18 protein-coding genes are annotated in these 18,053 nt (G+C 75.2%); 7 read left to right on the forward strand and 11 right to left on the reverse strand.

Features of this window, described 5'->3' with window-relative positions; all coding sequences use genetic code 11:
* Positions 1-94 precede the first annotated feature (94 nt).
* The gene (locus NPS70_RS15375; RefSeq protein WP_256524795.1) at positions 95-973 is read right to left on the reverse strand and encodes a hypothetical protein; all 879 of its coding nucleotides are present in this window, start codon (positions 971-973) and stop codon (positions 95-97) included.
* Between the two features lie 435 nt (positions 974-1,408).
* Here NPS70_RS15375 and NPS70_RS15380 point away from each other — a divergent pair, with 435 nt between their 5' ends.
* On the forward strand, positions 1,409-3,067 hold the full coding sequence (locus NPS70_RS15380) for a chitinase (protein ID WP_256524796.1): 1,659 nt from the start codon (positions 1,409-1,411) through the stop codon (positions 3,065-3,067).
* 57 nt (positions 3,068-3,124) lie between these two features.
* Here the strand turns inward: NPS70_RS15380 and NPS70_RS15385 are convergent, their stop codons facing one another.
* Positions 3,125-4,453: an Nramp family divalent metal transporter gene (locus tag NPS70_RS15385; RefSeq protein WP_256524797.1), complete on the reverse strand. Its 1,329-nt coding sequence runs from the start codon at positions 4,451-4,453 to the stop codon at positions 3,125-3,127.
* Positions 4,454-4,711: 258 nt separating this feature from the next.
* Between NPS70_RS15385 and NPS70_RS15390 the strand changes: the two genes are divergently transcribed.
* Entirely contained in the window at positions 4,712-6,058 is a 1,347-nt protein-coding gene (locus NPS70_RS15390) for a M14 family metallopeptidase (protein ID WP_256524798.1), read from the forward strand.
* Between the two features lie 52 nt (positions 6,059-6,110).
* Here NPS70_RS15390 and NPS70_RS15395 read toward each other — a convergent pair whose 3' ends face one another.
* The 3 genes from NPS70_RS15395 to NPS70_RS15405 are packed head-to-tail and all read right to left on the reverse strand — an operon-like array spanning position 6,111 to position 8,325.
* The gene (locus tag NPS70_RS15395; protein ID WP_256524799.1) at positions 6,111-6,515 is read right to left on the reverse strand and encodes a RidA family protein; all 405 of its coding nucleotides are present in this window, start codon (positions 6,513-6,515) and stop codon (positions 6,111-6,113) included.
* The gene (locus NPS70_RS15400) at positions 6,512-7,294 is read right to left on the reverse strand and encodes an IclR family transcriptional regulator (protein WP_256524800.1); all 783 of its coding nucleotides are present in this window, start codon (positions 7,292-7,294) and stop codon (positions 6,512-6,514) included. The genes NPS70_RS15395 and NPS70_RS15400 overlap by 4 nt, the downstream gene beginning before the upstream one ends.
* Positions 7,291-8,325: a sugar kinase gene (locus tag NPS70_RS15405; protein ID WP_256524801.1), complete on the reverse strand. Its 1,035-nt coding sequence runs from the start codon at positions 8,323-8,325 to the stop codon at positions 7,291-7,293. The genes NPS70_RS15400 and NPS70_RS15405 overlap by 4 nt, the downstream gene beginning before the upstream one ends.
* 175 nt (positions 8,326-8,500) lie before the next feature.
* Here NPS70_RS15405 and NPS70_RS15410 point away from each other — a divergent pair, with 175 nt between their 5' ends.
* The gene (locus NPS70_RS15410) at positions 8,501-9,775 is read left to right on the forward strand and encodes an alanine racemase (RefSeq protein WP_256524802.1); all 1,275 of its coding nucleotides are present in this window, start codon (positions 8,501-8,503) and stop codon (positions 9,773-9,775) included.
* A 66-nt stretch (positions 9,776-9,841) separates the two neighbouring features.
* Complete coding sequence (locus NPS70_RS15415) at positions 9,842-11,449, forward strand: amidohydrolase family protein (RefSeq protein ID WP_256524803.1); 1,608 nt, start codon at positions 9,842-9,844, stop codon at positions 11,447-11,449.
* Between the two features lie 21 nt (positions 11,450-11,470).
* On the opposite strand, the gene NPS70_RS15420 is transcribed toward NPS70_RS15415, so the two are convergent.
* Complete coding sequence (locus NPS70_RS15420) at positions 11,471-12,100, reverse strand: alpha-ketoglutarate-dependent dioxygenase AlkB (RefSeq protein WP_256524804.1); 630 nt, start codon at positions 12,098-12,100, stop codon at positions 11,471-11,473.
* Positions 12,101-12,371: 271 nt separating this feature from the next.
* On the opposite strand from NPS70_RS15420, the gene NPS70_RS15425 reads away from it, so the two are divergent.
* Positions 12,372-12,629: a chaplin gene (locus tag NPS70_RS15425; protein WP_256524805.1), complete on the forward strand. Its 258-nt coding sequence runs from the start codon at positions 12,372-12,374 to the stop codon at positions 12,627-12,629.
* Positions 12,630-12,910: 281 nt separating this feature from the next.
* On the opposite strand, the gene NPS70_RS15430 is transcribed toward NPS70_RS15425, so the two are convergent.
* From NPS70_RS15430 to NPS70_RS15440, 3 genes are all read right to left on the reverse strand, one after another.
* Positions 12,911-13,771, reverse strand: coding sequence for a tyrosinase family protein (locus NPS70_RS15430; RefSeq protein ID WP_256524806.1), 861 nt, complete (start codon positions 13,769-13,771; stop codon positions 12,911-12,913).
* Positions 13,772-13,806: 35 nt separating this feature from the next.
* Positions 13,807-14,319: a tyrosinase cofactor gene (locus NPS70_RS15435; protein WP_256524807.1), complete on the reverse strand. Its 513-nt coding sequence runs from the start codon at positions 14,317-14,319 to the stop codon at positions 13,807-13,809.
* Between the two features lie 167 nt (positions 14,320-14,486).
* Complete coding sequence (locus NPS70_RS15440; RefSeq protein ID WP_256524808.1) at positions 14,487-14,990, reverse strand: hypothetical protein; 504 nt, start codon at positions 14,988-14,990, stop codon at positions 14,487-14,489.
* Positions 14,991-15,143: 153 nt separating this feature from the next.
* Between NPS70_RS15440 and NPS70_RS15445 the strand changes: the two genes are divergently transcribed.
* Entirely contained in the window at positions 15,144-16,421 is a 1,278-nt protein-coding gene (locus tag NPS70_RS15445; RefSeq protein ID WP_256524809.1) for a cytochrome P450, read from the forward strand.
* A gap of 49 nt (positions 16,422-16,470) precedes the next feature.
* Here NPS70_RS15445 and NPS70_RS15450 read toward each other — a convergent pair whose 3' ends face one another.
* Both NPS70_RS15450 and NPS70_RS15455 read right to left on the reverse strand, forming a co-directional pair.
* A complete protein-coding gene (locus NPS70_RS15450) occupies positions 16,471-16,971 on the reverse strand; it encodes a DUF5949 family protein (RefSeq protein WP_256524810.1) in 501 nt (166 codons plus the stop codon).
* A gap of 79 nt (positions 16,972-17,050) precedes the next feature.
* Entirely contained in the window at positions 17,051-17,581 is a 531-nt protein-coding gene (locus tag NPS70_RS15455) for a DUF4352 domain-containing protein (protein ID WP_256524811.1), read from the reverse strand.
* 190 nt (positions 17,582-17,771) lie between these two features.
* Here NPS70_RS15455 and NPS70_RS15460 point away from each other — a divergent pair, with 190 nt between their 5' ends.
* Positions 17,772-18,035, forward strand: a complete 264-nt coding sequence (locus tag NPS70_RS15460) for a hypothetical protein (RefSeq protein ID WP_256524812.1) — start codon at positions 17,772-17,774, stop codon at positions 18,033-18,035.
* Positions 18,036-18,053: the final 18 nt, after the last annotated feature.

Raw genomic sequence — 18,053 nt, forward strand, 5'->3', positions numbered from 1 at the left:
GCTGGGTTCGGTCGGGTGGTCGGGTGGTGCCGGTCGCCTCCGCCCTCCCGGGAGGGCCGGCCCCGCGCACGCCCGTGGCGCGGCCGGTGCGCGGCTACGGGCCGAGGCTGCTTTGGGTCCCCTGCCGCAGGGGGACCGGGGCACGGTCGCGCGGCTCCCGGGGGCCGATGGGGGCGGCGCAGAACCCGCACCGGTCGCCGATGAGTTCGAGGCCGCACCAGCGGCAGTCCTCCCTGCGGACCGAGGCCACGAGCTGGTGGACCACGGTGAGGTCGGGCAGGTGCGCGGCGAACTCCACGAGCCGTCCGGTCCCCCACCACCCGGGGGACGCGGCGGGCAGGGGGGCCTCCTGGACGTCCTGCACCCGCCAGGCCGCCGCGAGGTGGTCGGTGACCCAGTCCGCCGCCAGCTGCCCCCGGGCGAACAGCAGCCGGGTGGCGTACTCGGGTCCTTCGAGTTCACCCGCGCCCGCCTTGACGAGCTGCGCCCGGGGGTGGGCGGCGACGGCGAACTGGGAGCCGGGGACCCAGGAGCGGGCGTGCGCCTTCAGGCCCACGGGCACGCGGTCCAGGCGGGCCACGCTGCCGAGCAGCGCCCCGGCGTGCAGGTAGTGGGAGAGCAGCCGGGCGGCGGAGGCCAGTACCCCGGGGCCGAAGTCGCACAGCGACAGCTGGCGCAGCTGGCGCACCAGCAGGGAGAGGGCGAGCGGGGGGAGCGGAGAGGCGAGCAGGGCGATGCGGTCGCTCTCCAGCAGGGAGCGGACCGCGTGGATCCGCCTGCGGTGGGCGGCGGGGAGCGAGGCCGGGTACAGGGCGATCACGTAGCCGGACTGCTCCACGAGGACCTGCATGTCGGCGACGGCCGCCTCCAGCGGCTGGTCGTCGGGGTGCTGGAGCAGGGCCGCGGTGGGCGTGTGGTGGTCGGTGGCGGGCAGCACGAGGTCGGCGCTGGTGACGGCTATGGAGGTCGGCACGCTGATCCCCCGTTCAGCTTCGGCGGCGGCCTGCGGCGGATGGCCGCGGCGCCTGCTGGCTCCGTGTTCCTCGCCACCTCACCTTATCCACCTCCCACGACGCAGAGAACGGCTTTCGGCACGCAGCGTCGCAGGGGTGGGCCGGCCGGTGCGGACAAACCCTCAGAAAGGGTGTGGACAAGCGGGGTTGGGGCAGGGACCGGCGCCCTCCGGCCGCGCACCGGGGGGCGGGCGGCGGCCCCCGCACCCGCGCCGGGCCCGTCGCGCGGGAGGTCTTGACAAGCCAATTGGTCTGGACCAGCTTGTACCTCCACGGTGGCCGCCGTACGCCCCCGGTCTCCACGACGCCGCGGAGACCGGTCCCTCCCCGACTTCCCCCACCGGAGGACGCAAGTGGACCGCAGCACACCCATCCGCAGATGGCTAGGCGCCGGTATGGCGCTCGCCGTCGGAACCGGGCTCTGCCTCCTCGGCACGGCCGGAACGGCCCAGGCCGCCGACGTGAACGTCGTCAAGAACGCCGGATTCGAGTCTGGGCTCGCCAACTGGACCTGCTCCGCGGGCAGCGGTGCGGCCGTGTCCTCCCCCGTGCGCACCGGGGCGGGCGCCCTGAAGGCCTCGCCCGCCGGGCTGGACAACGCCCGCTGCACCCAGACCCTGGCGGTCAGGCCGAACTCCACCTACGCCGTGAGCGCCTGGGTGCAGGGCAGCTACGTGTACCTGGGCGCGAGCGGCACCGGCACCCAGGACGTGTCCACCTGGACGCCGGGCAGCACCGGCTGGAGCAGGCTCGCCACCTCCTTCACCACCGGGTCGAGCACCACCTCGGTCACCCTCTACACCCACGGCTGGTACGGCACCCCGGCGTACCACGTGGACGACGTGAGCGTCCTCGGGCCGGACGGGGGCGGCGGCACCGACCCCGACCCCGTCGTCCCGTCGCCGCCCGCGACGCCCTCCCTCGGCGCCGTGACCACCACCTCGGTGGGCCTGAACTGGGGTGCGGTCTCCGGCGCCACCGGCTACAACGTCTACCGCGACGGGACGAAGGTCCAGTCGGTGGCCGCCACCTCGGCCACGGTCGGCGGGCTGTCCCCCGACACCGCGTACCAGTTCCAGGTGACGGCCACCAACACGGCCGGGGAGTCGGCGAAGTCCCCCGCCGTGACCGGCCGCACCGCCAAGGACGGCGGCGGTCCCGGCAACCCGTCGGTGCCCCGCCACGCGCTGACCGGCTACTGGCAGAACTTCGACAACGGGGCCACCGTCCAGAAGCTGCGGGACGTGCAGGCGCAGTACGACATCATCGCGGTGTCCTTCGCCGACTCGACGGCGGTGCCGGGTGAGATCGTCTTCAACCTCGACCCGGCGGTCGGCTACGCCTCCGTGGCGGACTTCAAGGCGGACATCGCCGCCAAGAAGGCCGCCGGCAAGTCGGTGATCATCTCCGTCGGCGGCGAGAAGGGCAACGTCACGATCAACAGCGACGCCTCCGCCACGGCGTTCGCGGACAGCGCCTGGGCGCTGATGCAGGAGTACGGCTTCAGCGGGGTGGACATCGACCTGGAGCACGGCATCAACTCCACGTACCTGACCAAGGCGCTGCGGCAGCTGTCGGCCAAGGCGGGCCCGTCGATGGTGCTCACGATGGCCCCGCAGACCATCGACATGCAGAACACCGGAACCGAGTACTTCAAGCTGGCCCTCAACGTGAAGGACATCCTCACGGTGGTCAACATGCAGTACTACAACAGCGGCTCCATGCTGGGCTGCGACGGCAGGGTCTACTCGCAGGGCTCGGTGGACTTCCTGACCGCACTGGCCTGCATCCAGCTGGAGGGCGGCCTCGACGCCTCCCAGGTGGGCCTCGGCGTGCCGGCCTCCACCCGCGGCGCGGGCAGCGGCTACGTGCCGCCGTCGGTCGTGAACAGCGCCCTGGACTGCCTGGCCCGCGGCACCAACTGCGGTTCCTTCAAGCCGTCGAGGACCTACCCCTCGCTGCGCGGCGCGATGACCTGGTCGACCAACTGGGACGCGACCGCGGGCAGTGCCTGGTCCAACGCGGTCGGTCCGCACGTCCACAACCTGCCGTAGCCGTTGCCACCGGCCGGGCCCGACCGCTCCCCCGGCGGCACGGGCCCGGCCGCGTTCTCACCAGGGCAGCTCGCGCACCTGCTGGACGCACAGCACGACGAACAGCAGCCCGGCCGCCGCGAGCATCGCGTTGGACAGCGGCCCGTTGCGCCATTCGGGCGGTGTGCGGCGGGAGTTGAGGAGCCACAGCAGGGTCGTGGCCAGGAAGGGCATGAAGAACGCCCCCAGGACCCCGTAGGCCACGACGAGCCCGAACGGCCGGTCGAGGAAGAGCAGCAGCATCGGCGGGAAGGTCAGCCACAGCAGAAAGGCACGGAAGGCCGTCGTCCGCTCGGGCGCCCCGGTGCCCTCCGCGTCCCCCGCGACGCCCCCGTCAGCCGCCGCTCCGCCCGCCGGGCCGCCGCGGGCGCGCCCGCGGCGCAACCGGCCGGCGAAGTCGGCGAACAGCAGGCTGACCCCGTGCCAGACGCCGATCAGCGAGGAGAACGAGGCCGCGAAGAAGCCGACCAGGAACAGCGTGGCCGTCGCGGAGCCGTACCGGTCCGCGAGGACCTCGCCCAGGTCGACCAGCCCGCGGTCGCCCCCCTCCAGGGCGATCCGGGAGGAGTGCAGCAGCTCCGCACCGATGATCAGCATGGCGACGACGAAGATCCCCGTGGTGAGGTAGGCGACCCGGTTGTCGAGGCGCATGACCCGCATCCAGCCGGGCCCGCTCCAGCCCTTGGCGTTGACCCAGTACCCGTAGGCGGCCATCGTGATCGTCCCGCCGACGCCGCCGACCAGGCCCAGGCTGTAGAGCAGCGAGCCGTCCGGCAGGACCGGGGCGAGTCCGGCGAGCACCGCGCCCAGGTCCGGCGCGACGCGGACGGCGACGTAGACCACGACCACGAACATCACGCCGACCAGGACCGCCATCGCCTTCTCGACGACCGGGTAGCGGCCCCACCACACGAACACGAGCCCGACCAGGCCGGTGACGACGGCCCAGGTACGCAGCCCCGGCCCGTCGGGGAAGAGGGCCGCCAGCGGCAGGGCGCTGGAGGACATGGCGGTCGCCCCGTAGACGAAGCCCCAGACCACGACGTAGACGCCGAAGTAGCCGGTGGTCCAGCGGCCGAGGGAGCGCCAGCCCTCGAAGAGGGTGCGCCCGGTGGCGAGGTGCCAGCGGCCGCACGCCTCCGCCAGTGAGATCTTCACGAGGCAGCCGATGACGGCCGCCCACAGGAGGGTGTAGCCGTAGCGGCTTCCGGCGACGAGGGTGGCGACCAGGTCCCCGGCGCCGACGCCGGTGGCGGCGACGACGATCCCGGGACCGATGAGCCGCCAACCCGCCCTGCGGGGAGGTGCCGCGGAACCGCTCGCGCCCTCCTCGGTGATGCCTGCCATGGATGCATCCGCCTTCCCGCTCGTCCCACCAGGTGACGGCCGTCACGTAAGCGGGGCGCGGGTCGTCGCGCAAGAGGGCCTCGGGTGGTCCGATGGGCTCACCCGCCGCGCGGGGGCCCGGAGAGCCCGGGGATGACCGGGATTCGTATTGACCGGAACATGCCATTACTCGACGATGTCCCCGCACGCCCTGCGGCGGGTGCCGATCCCCGCGCCCCGCCGCACCGCAGCGACCCCCACACCCCCAGGAGCCACCCCATGAGACTCCCTCCCCTCGGCAGGCGGTCGGCCGCGCTCGCGGCCGTCGTCGCCCTCGCCGTGGCGGCGCCCCTCGCGGCGACCGCCTCCGCCGCACCCGACCGCTCCGCGCGGATCCCGGCCGCGCCCTCCGGCGACGCGGAGCAGACCCGCCAGTACCTCGTCCACGGGCCCTCCTCCCCCGCCGACCGCAGCGCCGTCGCCGCGACCGGCGCCGCGGTCGACGAGGTCTCCGACCACACCCTGGTGGTGAGCGCGACCCCCTCCGAGGCGCGCCGCCTGCGCGGCCTCGGGCACCGGCTCACCCTGCTGCCCGCGCCCCCCGCGCACCGCGGCACGGCCGACGTGCGACCCGCCGACTTCCCCCCGTCGGACGCGCGCTACCACACGTACGCGGAGATGTCCGCGGAGATCGACCGACGGGTCGCCGAGCACCCGGACATCATGAGCAAGCGGGTCATCGGCAGGAGCTACCAGGGCCGGGACATCGTCGCCGTGAAGATCAGCGACAACGTCGCGGCGGACGAGGACGAGCCGGAGGTGCTGTTCACCCACCACCAGCACGCCCGCGAGCATCTCACCGTCGAGATGGCGCTCTACCTGCTGCGGGAGTTCGGCGAGGACTACGGCAGCGACCCGCGGGTGACCGCGGCCGTGGACGGCCGGGAGATCTGGATCGTGCCCGACCTCAACCCGGACGGCGGCGAGTACGACATCGCCACCGGCTCGTACCGGAGCTGGCGCAAGAACCGCCAGCCCAACAGCGGCTCCTCGGCCGTCGGCACCGACCTGAACCGCAACTGGGCCTTCCAGTGGGCCTGCTGCGGCGGCTCCTCCGGCTACCCGGGCTCGAACACCTACCGCGGGCGGTCCGCCGAGTCCGCGCCCGAGGTGAAGGTCGTCGCGGACTTCGTCCGCAGCCGGGTGGTCGGCGGCAGGCAGCAGATCCGGACGGCCATCGACTTCCACACCTACAGCGAGCTGGTGCTCTGGCCCTTCGGCTACACCTACTCCGACACCGCGCCCGGCATGACCCGGGACGACCGGGACGCCTTCGCCGCGGTGGGCCGGAAGATGGCCGCCAGCAACGGCTACACCGCGGAGCAGGCGAGCGACCTGTACATCACCGACGGGTCGATCGACGACTGGCTGTGGGGCAGCCAGCGGATCTTCGGCTACACCTTCGAGATGTACCCGCGCGGCTTCGGCGGGGGCGGCTTCTACCCGCCCGACGAGGTGATCGAGCGGGAGACCTCGCGCAACCGGGACGCCGTGCTCCAGCTGCTGGAGAACTCGGACTGCATGTACCGGTCCATCGGCAAGGAGTCGCAGTACTGCACCGGCTGACCCACCCGTCCGCGGGGCCGCCCCGCGCCCCGCGCCGCGGTCGCGGCGTCCTCTAGTCGAGGACCGCCATCGCGTCGATCTCGACCAGCAGCCCCTCGGGGAGGCCGACGTAGACCGTGGTGCGGGCCGCGGGCGGCACCGCGAGCCCCGCGAAGTAGGCGTCGTAGATCTCGTTCATCTCGGCGAAGTGGGCGGTGTCGGTGAGGTACACGCGGATCATCACCGCGTCCTCCCAGCCGGACCCCGCCTCCCTGAGGACGGCTTCGACGTTGGCGAGCGTCTGCTCCATCTGCGCCCGCAGGGTCGGGCCCGCGGGCACCGGCGCGGCGCCGTCGCGCGCCGGCAGGAAGCCGACCTGACCGGCGACCTGGAGGATGCCGCCCTTGCGCACCCCGTGCGAGAACCGCGCGGGCGGTGCCGTGTGGGTGGCGGGCGTGTAGGCGGTCTTCTCGGTCACCTGGGTGCGTCCTTCCGGGAGGCGGATCCTTGACGGGGCGTGTGTCCCGCGTACTCGCGGCTGACGGCCTCCGCCGTGCGCCGCACCAGCGGGAGGAGGGCGAGCAGGTCCTCGGCGGTGACGACCACGTTCGGGGCGGAGAGCGACATCGCGGCGGCGACCCGCCCGTCCGCGCCGCGGACCGGGGCCGCGACGCAGTTGATGGACTCCTCGTGCCCGCCGAGGTCGGTGGCCCAGCCCTGGGCGCGCACGGTGGCGAGCTCCCTGAGGAAGGACGCCGCGTCCGGTGTCGAACGGGCGGTGTAGCGCGGGTAGTCGAGCCGCGCGGCCGTCGCGCGCCGCTCCTCCTCGGGCAGGTCGGCGAGGAGCAGCTTGGCCACCGCCGCCACGGTGGTGGCGACGGGCCTGCCGATGCGGGAGTACATCCGCACCGGGTAGCGGCTCTCCACCTTGTCGATGTAGATGACCTCGTCCTCCTCCCGGACGGCGAGGTGGACGGTGTGCCCCGTGCGCTCGTTGAGCGCGAGGAGGTGGGGGTGGGCGATCCCCCGTACGTCCAGGCTCTCCACGGCCTCCTGGGCGAGGGCGATCAGCCGGGCCCCGAGCCGGTAGCGCTGGTCCGGCTGGCGGTAGACGAGGCCGTGCTCGTGGAGGGTGCGCAGCAGCCGCAGGGCGGTGGACTTGTGGACGCCGAGGCTCTCCGCCACCCGGCCGAGGTCGGCGGGCCCCCGGGCGAGCAGCGGCAGGATGCCGAGCGCGCGGTCGACGGTCTGGCTCATGGCGTAGGTACCTCCTGGTCCCGGCCCGTCCAGCCCGGGCCGAGGTGCAGTCTCCCCCACGCGGTGTCGTCGAGGGCGGTGAGCCGCTCGGTCTGCTGCCGGCCGGGCGGGGCGGCGAGGTCCCCCGGGACAGTGAGGGCCGCGGCGGCGAAGAGGTGGCCGCGGCGCAGCCGGTCGCGGAGCGGCACGGAGTCGAGGGTGCCGGAGAGGAAGCCCGCGGCGAAGGCGTCCCCCGCGCCGACGGCCGCGACGACCTCGACGCGGGGCGCGCGGGTCTCGACGCGGTCCCCGTCCCCGGTGAAGGCGACGGCGCCCGCGGCGCCGCGCTTGACCACCACCAGCCGTGCCTCGGGCAGCGCGGCGCGGACCGCGTCGGGGGTGTCCAGGCCCCAGGCGGTGCGCGCCTCGTCCTCGCCCACGAAGACGAGGTCGGCGCCGCGGGCGAGCCGGAGCAGGACCTCGGGACCGTCGGCGTCCCGCCACAGCGCGGGCCGGTGGTTGACGTCGAAGGAGACGGTGCCCCGTCCGGGCCTGTGGGCGAGGAGCCGGTGCATCAGGTCGCGGCAGCCGGCGGAGAGGGCCGCGGTGATGCCGGAGACGTGCAGGATCCGGCCGGAGGCCAGGGCGGCGCGGGGGACGGTCCGGTGGGACAGGGCCGAGGCCGCGGAGCCGGCGCGGTAGTAGAGGACCTCGTGGTCCGCGTCCGCCCGGTCGGCCGCGGTGCGCAGGTACACCCCCGTGGGCCGGTCCGGGTCCCGCACGACGGCCGAGGTGTCGACCCCGCGGGCGGCGATGGCGGCCACCAGGTGGTCGCCGAAGCCGTCCGCGCCGACCCGTGAGACCCACCGGGTGCGGTGCCCGGCGGCCGCGAGGGCGCAGGCCACGTTGGACTCGGCGCCGCCGATCCCGCGCACGAACGCCTCGGCGTCGGCGAGGCGTCCGCCCCCGGCGGGCAGCAGCGCGACCATGGACTCGCCCAGGCAGACGACGTCCACCGGAGCGGGGTCGGTCGCGGTCGGGCTCGCGGTCATGGCGGGCTCCTCGCTGGTCGGCCGGTCCGGGCCGTGCGACCGGCCCCGGGAGGCGGGGGCCGTGCGCCCCGGCGACCGGACACCATTGACCCGGCATCCGACCGGATGTTAGACACCGCAGAGCGCCATGCGCAACGCATGTTGCAGATGACGCAACAACAGTGGAGGAGGTCCCATGGCAGCCGACAGCGCCGTCGCCCGTCTCGCGGACGAACCGGCGGACCACCGCTTCAAGGGGCTCCCGCCGGATGCGGGCGGACTGACTCTCGGTGCCCTCGCCGCCCAGCGCCGCAACCTGTTCACCGGCGGGTTCACCACCCCCGTCCTGGCGCTCTCCGCGGAGGCGCTGGAGCACAACCTGGCCCTCCTGGAGACCTATGCCGAGGAGCACGGCCTCGACTTCGCCCCGCACGGCAAGACCTCCATGGCCCCCCAGCTGTTCGCCCGTCAGCTGGAGCGCGGCGCCTGGGGGATCACCGCGGCCGTCCCCCACCAGGTGCGGGTCTACCGGGCCTACGGGGTCCGCCGGATCTTCCTGGCCAACGAGGTGGTGGACGCCGCCGCGCTCGCCTGGATCGCCGGTGAGCTGGACCGCGACCCGGAGCTGCGCCTGATCTGCTACGTGGACTCGGTGCGCGGCGTGGCGCTGATGGACGAGGCGCTCGCCGGGGCCGCGCGCCCGCTGGAGGTCGTGGTGGAGCTGGGCGCGGGCGAGGGCGCCCGCACGGGCGTCCGCACGGCGGCCGAGGCACGCGCCGTCGCCGAGGCGGCCGCCGCCGCCCGGTCGCTGCGCCTGGTCGGGGTGGCGGGCTACGAGGGGGAGGTGCCCCGCGCGGACGGCGAGCGGGTGCGCGCCTGGCTGCGCACCCTGGTGGCGCTCGCCGCAGACCTGGACGCCGCGGGCCTGCTCGCCGACACGGACGAGATCGTGGTCAGCGCGGGCGGCAGCGCCTGGTTCGACACGGTGGCCGAGGTCTTCGCGGAACTCCCCCCGCTCTCCTCGCCGGTGCTGAAGCTGCTCCGCTCGGGCGCCTACGTCTCCCACGACGACGGGCACTACCGCCGCCTGACCCCCTTCAACCGGGTCTCCGGGGAGGGTGCCCTGCAACCCGCCTTCCGGCTGTGGGCGCAGGTGCTGTCGCGGCCCACGGCAGAGCAGGCGTTCGTCAACGCGGGCAAGCGCGACGCCGCGTACGACCTGGACCTGCCGCAGGTGCAGGTGGTGCGGGACGCCCGCACCGGCGAGCTGCGCCCGGCCGAGGGCATCACCCTCACGGGGCTGTCCGACCAGCACGGCTGGCTGCGCACCGGGCCCGGGGCCCGGCTGGAGGTCGGCGACTGGGTGGGGCTCGGCCTGTCGCACCCGTGCACGGTGTTCGACAAGTGGCAGCTGATCCCGGTGGTGGAGCGGGACGGCACGGTGGCGGACTTCGTGCGCACCTTCTTCTGACCCCCTCCCCGGCGCGGGCGCCCCGGGCGGCGGGGCGTGTCCGCACCCGACCGAAAGGCCTCCCCCATGGACCTCGTCATCCGCGGTGCCCGCGTCGTCGACGGCTCCGGCGGCCCGTCCTACCGGGCCGACGTGGGGGTGCGCGAGGGCCGGATCGCGGCCGTGCGGCGGGAGGGCGAGCGCAGCCTGGCGGGCCGGCGCACCCTCGACGCCGACCGGCTGGTGCTCGCCCCGGGCTTCGTCGACATGCACGCCCACAGCGACCTGGCCCTGCTGCGCGACCCCGACCACTCGGCCAAGGCCGCGCAGGGCGTCACCCTGGAGGTCCTCGGCCAGGACGGCCTGTCGTACGCGCCGGCCGACGACACGACGCTGGAGGCGGTGCGGACGGCGATCGCCGGCTGGAACGGCGGCGGCCCCGGGGACGAGCGCGTCGACTTCGACTGGCGCACCGTGGGCGGGTACCTCGACCGGCTGGACCGGGGCGTGGCGGTGAACGCGGCCTACCTGGTCCCGCAGGGCACGGTCCGGATGCTGGCGATGGGCTGGGAGGACCGGCCGCCGACCCCCGCCGAGCTGGACCGGATGAAGGCGCTCGTGGCCGAGGGCCTGGAGCAGGGCGCGGTGGGGATGTCCTCCGGGCTGACGTACACCCCGGGCATGTACGCGGGCGACGGGGAGCTCACCGAGCTGTGCCGGGTGGTGGCCCGCCACGGCGGCTACTACTGCCCGCACCACCGCTCCTACGGCGCGGGCGCGCTGGCCGCCTACGCCGAGATGGTGCTGCTGGCGCGCGTCGCCGGCTGCCCCCTGCACCTGGCCCACGCCACCATGAACTTCGGCGTGAACGATGGCCGCGCGGGCGAGTTGCTCGACCTGCTGGACGCCGCGCTGGACGCGGGCGCCGACATCACGCTCGACAGCTACCCCTACACCCCCGGCTGCACGACGCTGGCCGCGCTGCTGCCGAGCTGGGCGGGCGAGGGCGGGCCGGAGACCGTACTGGCCCGGCTGCGGGACGCGGAGGTGTCCGAGCGGATCCGCCGCGACCTGGAGGGGACAGGCTCGGACGGCTGCCACGGCGTCCCGGTCGACTGGGGCACCGTCGAGGTCTCCGGCGTGCGCGAGCCGTCCCTCGCCGGCCATGTCGGCCGGACGGTCGCGCGGACGGCCGCCCTGCGTGGGGAGGCCCCGTGGACGACGGCCCGCCGGCTGCTGGTCGAGGACCGGCTCGGGACGACGATCCTCCAGCACGTGGGCCACGAGGAGAACGTCCAAACGATCATGCGCCACCGCATCCACACGGGCGGCAGCGACGGCATCCTGGAGGGCGCCAAGCCGCACCCCCGGGCCTACGGGACCTTCCCGCACTACCTCGGCCGCTACGTGCGGGAGCTGGGGGTGCTCTCGCTGGAGGAGGCCGTCGCGCACCTGTCGGGGCGGCCCGCGGCCCGGCTGCGGCTGCCGGACCGGGGCCTGGTCCGGCCCGGCCACCGGGCCGACCTGGTGCTGTTCGACCCGGAGACGGTGGCGGCGGGCGCCACCTTCGACTCCCCCCGGGCCCGGCCCTCGGGCATCCCCCACGTGCTGATCGACGGCCGGTTCGTCATCGCGGACGGGGCCCGCACGGACGTGCTCGCGGGGCGTTCGGTGCGGCGCGGGCCCCTGTCCTGACGCGTCGGCGGGCCGGACGGCTCACCGCACGCCGTGCGGGCGGAACTGGACGCTGATGCGCGGACCGACCGCGCGGGAGGTCTTGGGCACGGCGTGCTCCCAGGTGCGCTGGCAGGAGCCGCCCATCACGACCAGGTCGCCGTGGCCGAGCGCCCTGCGCACCGCCGGGCCGCCGCCCCCGGCCGGCCGCAGGACGAGGTCGCGGGGCGCACCGAGGGACAGAATGGCCACCATGGTGTCCTCCCGGGCGCCCCGCCCGATCCGGTCCCCGTGCCAGGCCACGCTGTCGCGGCCGTCGCGGTAGAGGCAGAGCCCCGCCGTGGTGAAGGGCTCGCCGAGCTCGGCGGCGTAGTGCCGGGAGAGCGCCTCGCGCGCCGCGGCGAGCACGGGATGGGGCAGCCGGGCGCCGTCCCCGTAGGAGGCCAGCAGCCGGGGGACGTCGACCGTGCGCTCGTACATGGTGCGGCGCTCGGCGTGCCAGGGCACGCACCGCTCCAGCTCGGTGAAGAGCGCGTCCGCCCCGGTCAGCCAGCCGGGCAGGGCGTCGAGCCAGGCGCCCGCACCGAGCAGGGTGCGCCCGAGGCCGTCCAGCGGACCGAGCCGGATCTCGTCGGTCTGGTCGAAGAGGGAGCCCTGGAGGTGTGCCGCCATGCCCTCCACCCTACCCCTTTAATAGAACATACGAGCGAACGCGCGGGTGTGCCCGCCGGGCCGGGAGAGGGCGGCGGACGCCGGGCGCGGCCGCGTCGGCTTCCGGCGCGCCCCGCGCACCGCCGCGCGGGCACCGTCCGCACGAGGTCCGTACGGGACCGTTGGGGTCGGAGTTCGCCGTGATCCGTTACCGGCGTCCGGTTGAGGCGTTGAACGGTGCGTGATGGCCGCAAACCCTGCGGCCGCCTCTGAATCGTGCAAGGAGAAGTTGATGTCGCGTATCGCGAAGGCCGCCGCCGTTGTCGCGGGCACGGGTGCCATCCTGGCCGGCGGCGCCGGCATGGCCGCCGCCGACGCCGGAGCGCACGGTGCGGCCGTCGGTTCCCCCGGCGTCCTCTCGGGCAACCTGGCCCAGGTTCCCGTCCACGTGCCGGTCAACGTCTGCGGCAACACGGTGAACGTCATCGCGCTGCTCAACCCGGCGTTCGGCAACACCTGCGTCAACGCCGACGGCAACGGCGCCTACTGACGCACCGGGCGGGGCCCCTGTCCCGCCGCCGCGTCGGTCCTGCGGCCCCTCCCGTGCGACCCCGCACGGGAGGGGCCGTGCGCATGTGCGCACCCCGCTCCGCTCCGCGCCCCCCGGGCGACGCCTGCGGGGCGGGCCCGGTTCCGGAGTACAGCGCACAGACCGGAGGCCGCCCGGGGCGTCCCGGGCGGCCTCCGTCCGCGGTCCGCGGTCTGCGCGACGCCCGCGGGCCGGCCCGCGGCAGCGGCAGCGGCAGCGGCAGCGGCAGCGGCAGCGGCAGCTCAGGCGTAGCGGTAGTGGCGCGTGTGGTCCAGCAGCTCCGAGGGGCGCACGTCCCAGGGGGGCATCGGATCGTCAAGCGAGAAGATCTTCCCGTGCCCGGGGTCGGTGGCCGGAAGCGGCTGCGCGGGAAGGTACCCGGCCTCGGGGTGCGCGGCCTGCCAGCGCACCCAGAGCAGGTCCACGAACGCGTGGTGGAGCCAGAAGACGGGATCGTTCGGCGAGGTCGACCCCATCATCAGGCCGCCCACCCAGCGGTGGACCCGGTTGTGGTTGCGCCAGCGCGCCTCGCCCCCGGGGTTCCAGCCCTCCACCGCGTTGCGGAAGCCGCGGGTCACCCGCGAGTCCCAGGGGGCGGTGTCGTAGACGGGCTCCGCCAGCGCCTCGGCCACGTCCTCCTTGGTGGGAAGCGTCACGGGGTTGCGGGGGCGACCGAGGTCCCGCGTGAGGAACTTGCCGTCCGTGATGCGGCTGTCGATGCGCCAGCCGCCGTTCCTGTACGCGAAGGGCCCGGTCGTCACCTGCCGGTCCAGGCCGCGCCCCGTACCGCCCATGAAGTCGTCCGCCCAGAGGGAGGAGGACGGGCTGTCGTCGACCGTCCAGTCCCAGTAGGGCACCGACACGCCCGGGTCGACCGACTGCAGCGCCCGTTCGAACTCCAGCAGGTAGCGCCGGTGCCAGGGGAAGAACGAGGGGGCCATATGGGCGGCCCGGGGCCGCTCCTCGGCATCGGTGACGTAGTACGCGCCGTGCATCCTGACGAACTCGTCGTACCGGCCGGAGCGCTTGAGCGTCAGCAGGGCGTCGACGAAGCGGCGCTTCTGGGCCCGGGTCATGTTCCGCTGGTTGATGCGGGTGTACACGGGTGCGGTCCCTCCCGGGTCGGGCACGGTCCGTCTCAGTGGCCGTGCGTGGGGGTCAACGACAGCTGTGCGCCGGCCAGTTCGTCGACCGCGGCACGGGCCACCCCGCGCAGGGTCGGGAACGACTCGTAGTGGTTCACCATGCTCAGGTAGCTGCCGTCCGCACGGCGCATCACGTGCAGCGGCCGCCCGTCGATGCGGACCTCGACGCTGGGCACCCCGGCCCGCGCCCGCGCCTCGGCGTCCGTGCCCGCCGGTGCCCCGGCCGGGACCATCACCGTGGCACTGCCCTGGATGTGGCGGCCCCGGTAGGTCTCGGCGAAGTCCTCCAGCGAGCGGGGCGACCGCTCGGACGCCGGCCCCCGCACCCCGTCCGCGCCCCGGCGGGCGAGGACGGGGGCGAGCGCCCCGGCCGTGCCGGCGATCACTCCGGCGGTGAGCAGGGCGCGCAGCACGATCCGGCGGGCGAGGGGGCGGGCGGTCGGCCATCGGGCCGCGGCCCCGGCCAGGGCCCCGGCGGTCCCGCGCGTCCCCCTGCTGCCGATCATGTCCTCGTCCCTCCCCGTCGCTCCGCTCCGAGGTGCACCCGGCTTCACGGTGCACGCACGCTCGGTCTGCACAACGAGGGCGGCCCCGAAGGGTTGCTCGCCCGGACGGGGGGCGGGCCCGCTGCGGACCGGGCGTCGGCGCCCCGGCCCGTGGCGCGCCTTGGGCGTCAGCCCAGCAGGAGGGCCGCCGCCGGGGCCCCCTGGAGCACCGGCGCGATCACCCCGGCCTCGGGCATCGTGGGCTCCGGCTGCCCGAAGGAGTCCGGCCGCGGCTGGGTCAGCGGGGCACCGAGCGAGGCGCCCGGGCTGGACAGCCTCAGGTCGGACGCCTCGGTGACGGCCCGGACGGCACCCGGCTCGCCCTCGCCGAGCGGGTTGTCCACCGGGAGTTCCACCAGGGTCTCGGGGAGCTGCCCGGCGAAGGGCACCGCGGGGAGCGTGTTGTCCGGCAGCAGGTTGCCGGTGGTGTGGCGCGGGGTCTCGGGGGCGCCCGGGACCGGGACCGGCACGCCCGTGCTCAGCGAGGGCGCCTCGACGGGCAGCGCCGCCTCGACGCTCTCCAACGGCACGGTGACCGGCACGGATCCGGCGGCGACGGCGGGCGCCCCGGTCACGGCCGAGGCCACGCAGGCCACCACGGCGGCGAGTGGGCCGCGCGTTGTCAACTTCATCACGGTGTTTCGTCCCCTCGGGAGTTACCCGGACCGGCTTCGGCCCGTTGCTCTGCAACAACGAGCACACGCCCGCACCCGCGCAGATTTCCCCTGTCCGCAGCAATCGCCGGACCGGTGCTGACGCGGTGGGCCCGTTTGCAGGAGGTCGAGATGGCACGCAGGATCCCGGGAGCCCGGGGAGTACCGCCCGGCGGGGCGGGGGCACCGGGGGTCCCCGACCTGGCGGACCCCTCCTTCTGGCGGCTGCCGCGCGAGGAGCGGCTGGCGGCCTTCGCGTACCTGCGCACGCTGCCCGCACCCGTCCGCTTCGGCGAGGGAACCGGGGCCCCGTTCCACGCGCTGGTGCGGCACGCGGACGTGGTCGCGGCCAGCCGGCGGCCCCGGGACTTCGCCAGCGCGCCCGGGGTCACCACGCCCGAGCCGGCCGCCTGGGCCAAGGCGCTGTTCGGGAACTCCATGGTCAACATGGACGGCCCCGACCACGCCGACCTGCGGCGGATCGTGGCCCGGTCCTTCACCCCCCGGCTGCTCGCCGCCACCGAGGACAACGTCCGCGCGACGGCCCGCCGGATCGTTGACGAGCTGCTCGCCCGGCACCCCGGGGGCGTCCGGGAGGCCGACTTCGTGAAGGAGGTCGCCTCGCGGATGCCCTTCGAGGTGATCTGCGACCTGATGGGCGTCCCGCAGGGGATGCGGGCCGGGATCGCCCTGCGCGTCGACCGGGCGTCGGAGAACGTGGGCGTGCGCCGCGGGTTGCGGGTGCCGGGCCGGGGCCTGCGCGCCCTGGCCCACCTCCAGGCATCGATGGTCCGCCTGGGCCGGGAGCGCCGCCGCCGCCCGAGAGGCGACCTCGTCTCGGCCCTGGTCTCCGCGGACGTCCACGGACGCGGCCTGAGCGGACGGCAGTTGGGGGCCTTCTTCTCCCTGCTGCTGGTGGCGGGGGTGGAGACCACCCGCAACGCCCTCGCGCACGGCCTGTGCCTGCTGTCCGCCCACCCGGAGCAGCGGGCGCTGCTGGAGGAGGACTTCGACCGCCACGCGGACGGGGCGATGGAGGAGATCGTGCGGCACTCGACGCCGATCATCCAGTTCCGCCGCACGGTGGCCGCCGAGTGCGAACTCGGCGGGCGGGTGTTCCGCCCCGGGGAGAAGGTGGTGCTGTACTACGCCTCGGCCAACCGGGACGAGGCGGTCTTCGCCGATCCGGACGCCTTCGACATCACCCGCGACCCCAACCCCCACCTCGGCTACGGCGGCGGCGGGCCGCACTACTGCCTCGGCGCGCACCTGGCCCGCCAGGAGCTGAAGGCGCTCTTCGGTGAACTGCTCGGCAGGCCGCGCGGTCTGCGCGCGGCCGGTCCGGCGGGCCTGGTGGACTCCAGCTTCGACAACCGGGTCCGCAGTCTGCCCTTCACCTTCGGCGCCTGACCGGGCGGGCGGCGGCCTGGGGCCCCGGCCCGCCCGGCCGGGAGGCGGGTCAGCCGCGCAGCCGGGAGACCGGGAGCAGCACGTGCGCGGTGTCGGCCAGGACGGCCTCGTCGCCGAGGAAGCTCTTGAGGACCTCCTCCGACAGGGCCGTACCGGGCCTGGCCTCGGGCCACGGGCGTGCGGCGATCATGAAGTGGACGGTGCCGCGCTCCTCGGCGGCGGCCAGCCACTCCTCGGGCGCCGGGCACTGCGCGTTCATGTGCGGCATGGTCAGCACGGCCTGCCCCGCCTGGATGAGCAGCTGCACGGGGAAGGTGCCCTCCCGGGTGCGGTCCTGCAGCACGTCTCCGGTGGTCAGCCCGAGCTCCTCGATCATCGTGGCGGCGGCCGCCCGGGCGGCCTCGCCGCCGCCGGTCCCGTCGCCCAGGGAGTAGGCGACCAGGTAGGGGGTGTCGTGGCCCTCGGCCGGGTCGCCGGTCCAGGCGAGCAGCACCATGGTGCCCAGCTCCGCGGGGTCGACGGCCGTGTTGACGGTGTTCGCAGTGGTCATGGCTCGGCACCCTAGTGCCCGGAGGAGGCCCTTCCGGGCCGCGTTCACCTGCCCGGGTGAACGCTTCCGGTGCCGGGTGTCACAGGGCCCAGCGGTGCTCCCCGGCCGCCGTCCGGCAGTGCAGGGCGACGGCCCGGGAGCCGTGCGGGACGGCGAAGGCGAGCCAGCCCCTGCGCTGCTCGCCGACCGTCATGCGCCCGCGGGCGAGCGGGAGCCCGGTGGTCAGCTCCCCGGTGGCGACGGCGGGGTGGCTGCGCCCCCGGTCGTCCACCACCCAGGCCCGCGCGACGGCGGACTCGTGGGCGGTGCCGCCCACGTTGACGACGGTGAGTTCGACGCCCACCCAGCGGGTCCCGGGCCCCGGGCGCGGTACGGCGGGCACGCCCAGCGCCGGGTCCACCTGCCCGCGCAGGGTGATCCGCAGGTGCTCCCCTGCGGGGGTGCCGCCGTCGTCCACCGTGTCCCCGACACCGGCGGGGGCGGAGGCAGCCGGGGAACGCCCCTTGGCGGTCCCCGGTTCCACCGGTGCCGGTGCGGCGGCCGACTGGCAGGCGGTCATGCCCAGCAGCAGTGCGGGGAGCAGTGCCGCCGCCGTGCCCTTGTGTCCCATCGGTCCCCTCTTCCCGCGACCCGTCGCCCGTATCCTCCGGGCCCCGGTGACGGGAACGAGGGAGCCGCGCGGGATGTCACGCGGGACCGGCCCCGTGCGGGCGGCACGGACCCTCGAATGGCCGTTCCGGTCGTCCCCTGGGACCGGGGCGCGGTGGTGACCTCGGCACGGCGGGACGCGTTGGCCCGGTATGGCAAGGACCACGGCGCCGACTCGTTGGCAGCGCGTATCGACGGGCACGGACCCGGCACCGGCGACACCGCCCGACGCCGGGACCCCGATCTACGACCGCCTGGCGGCGGAGTGGGAGGCCGCGGGCCGCACCCTGCCGGGCCGTCCCGACGGGGAGTGGCGCCGGCTGACGGTCTTCCCCCCGGTGTCGGACGGGCGGCTCGGGCCGCTGCTGCCGCCGCCGGCGCGCCGCGGCTGGCTCTACGACCGCCACACCGCCTGAGCCGCGCCCGGCCGGCAC

The organism is Streptomyces sp. C10-9-1, assembly GCF_024497955.1.
In the GTDB taxonomy this organism is placed as follows: domain Bacteria; phylum Actinomycetota; class Actinomycetes; order Streptomycetales; family Streptomycetaceae; genus Streptomyces; species Streptomyces sanyensis.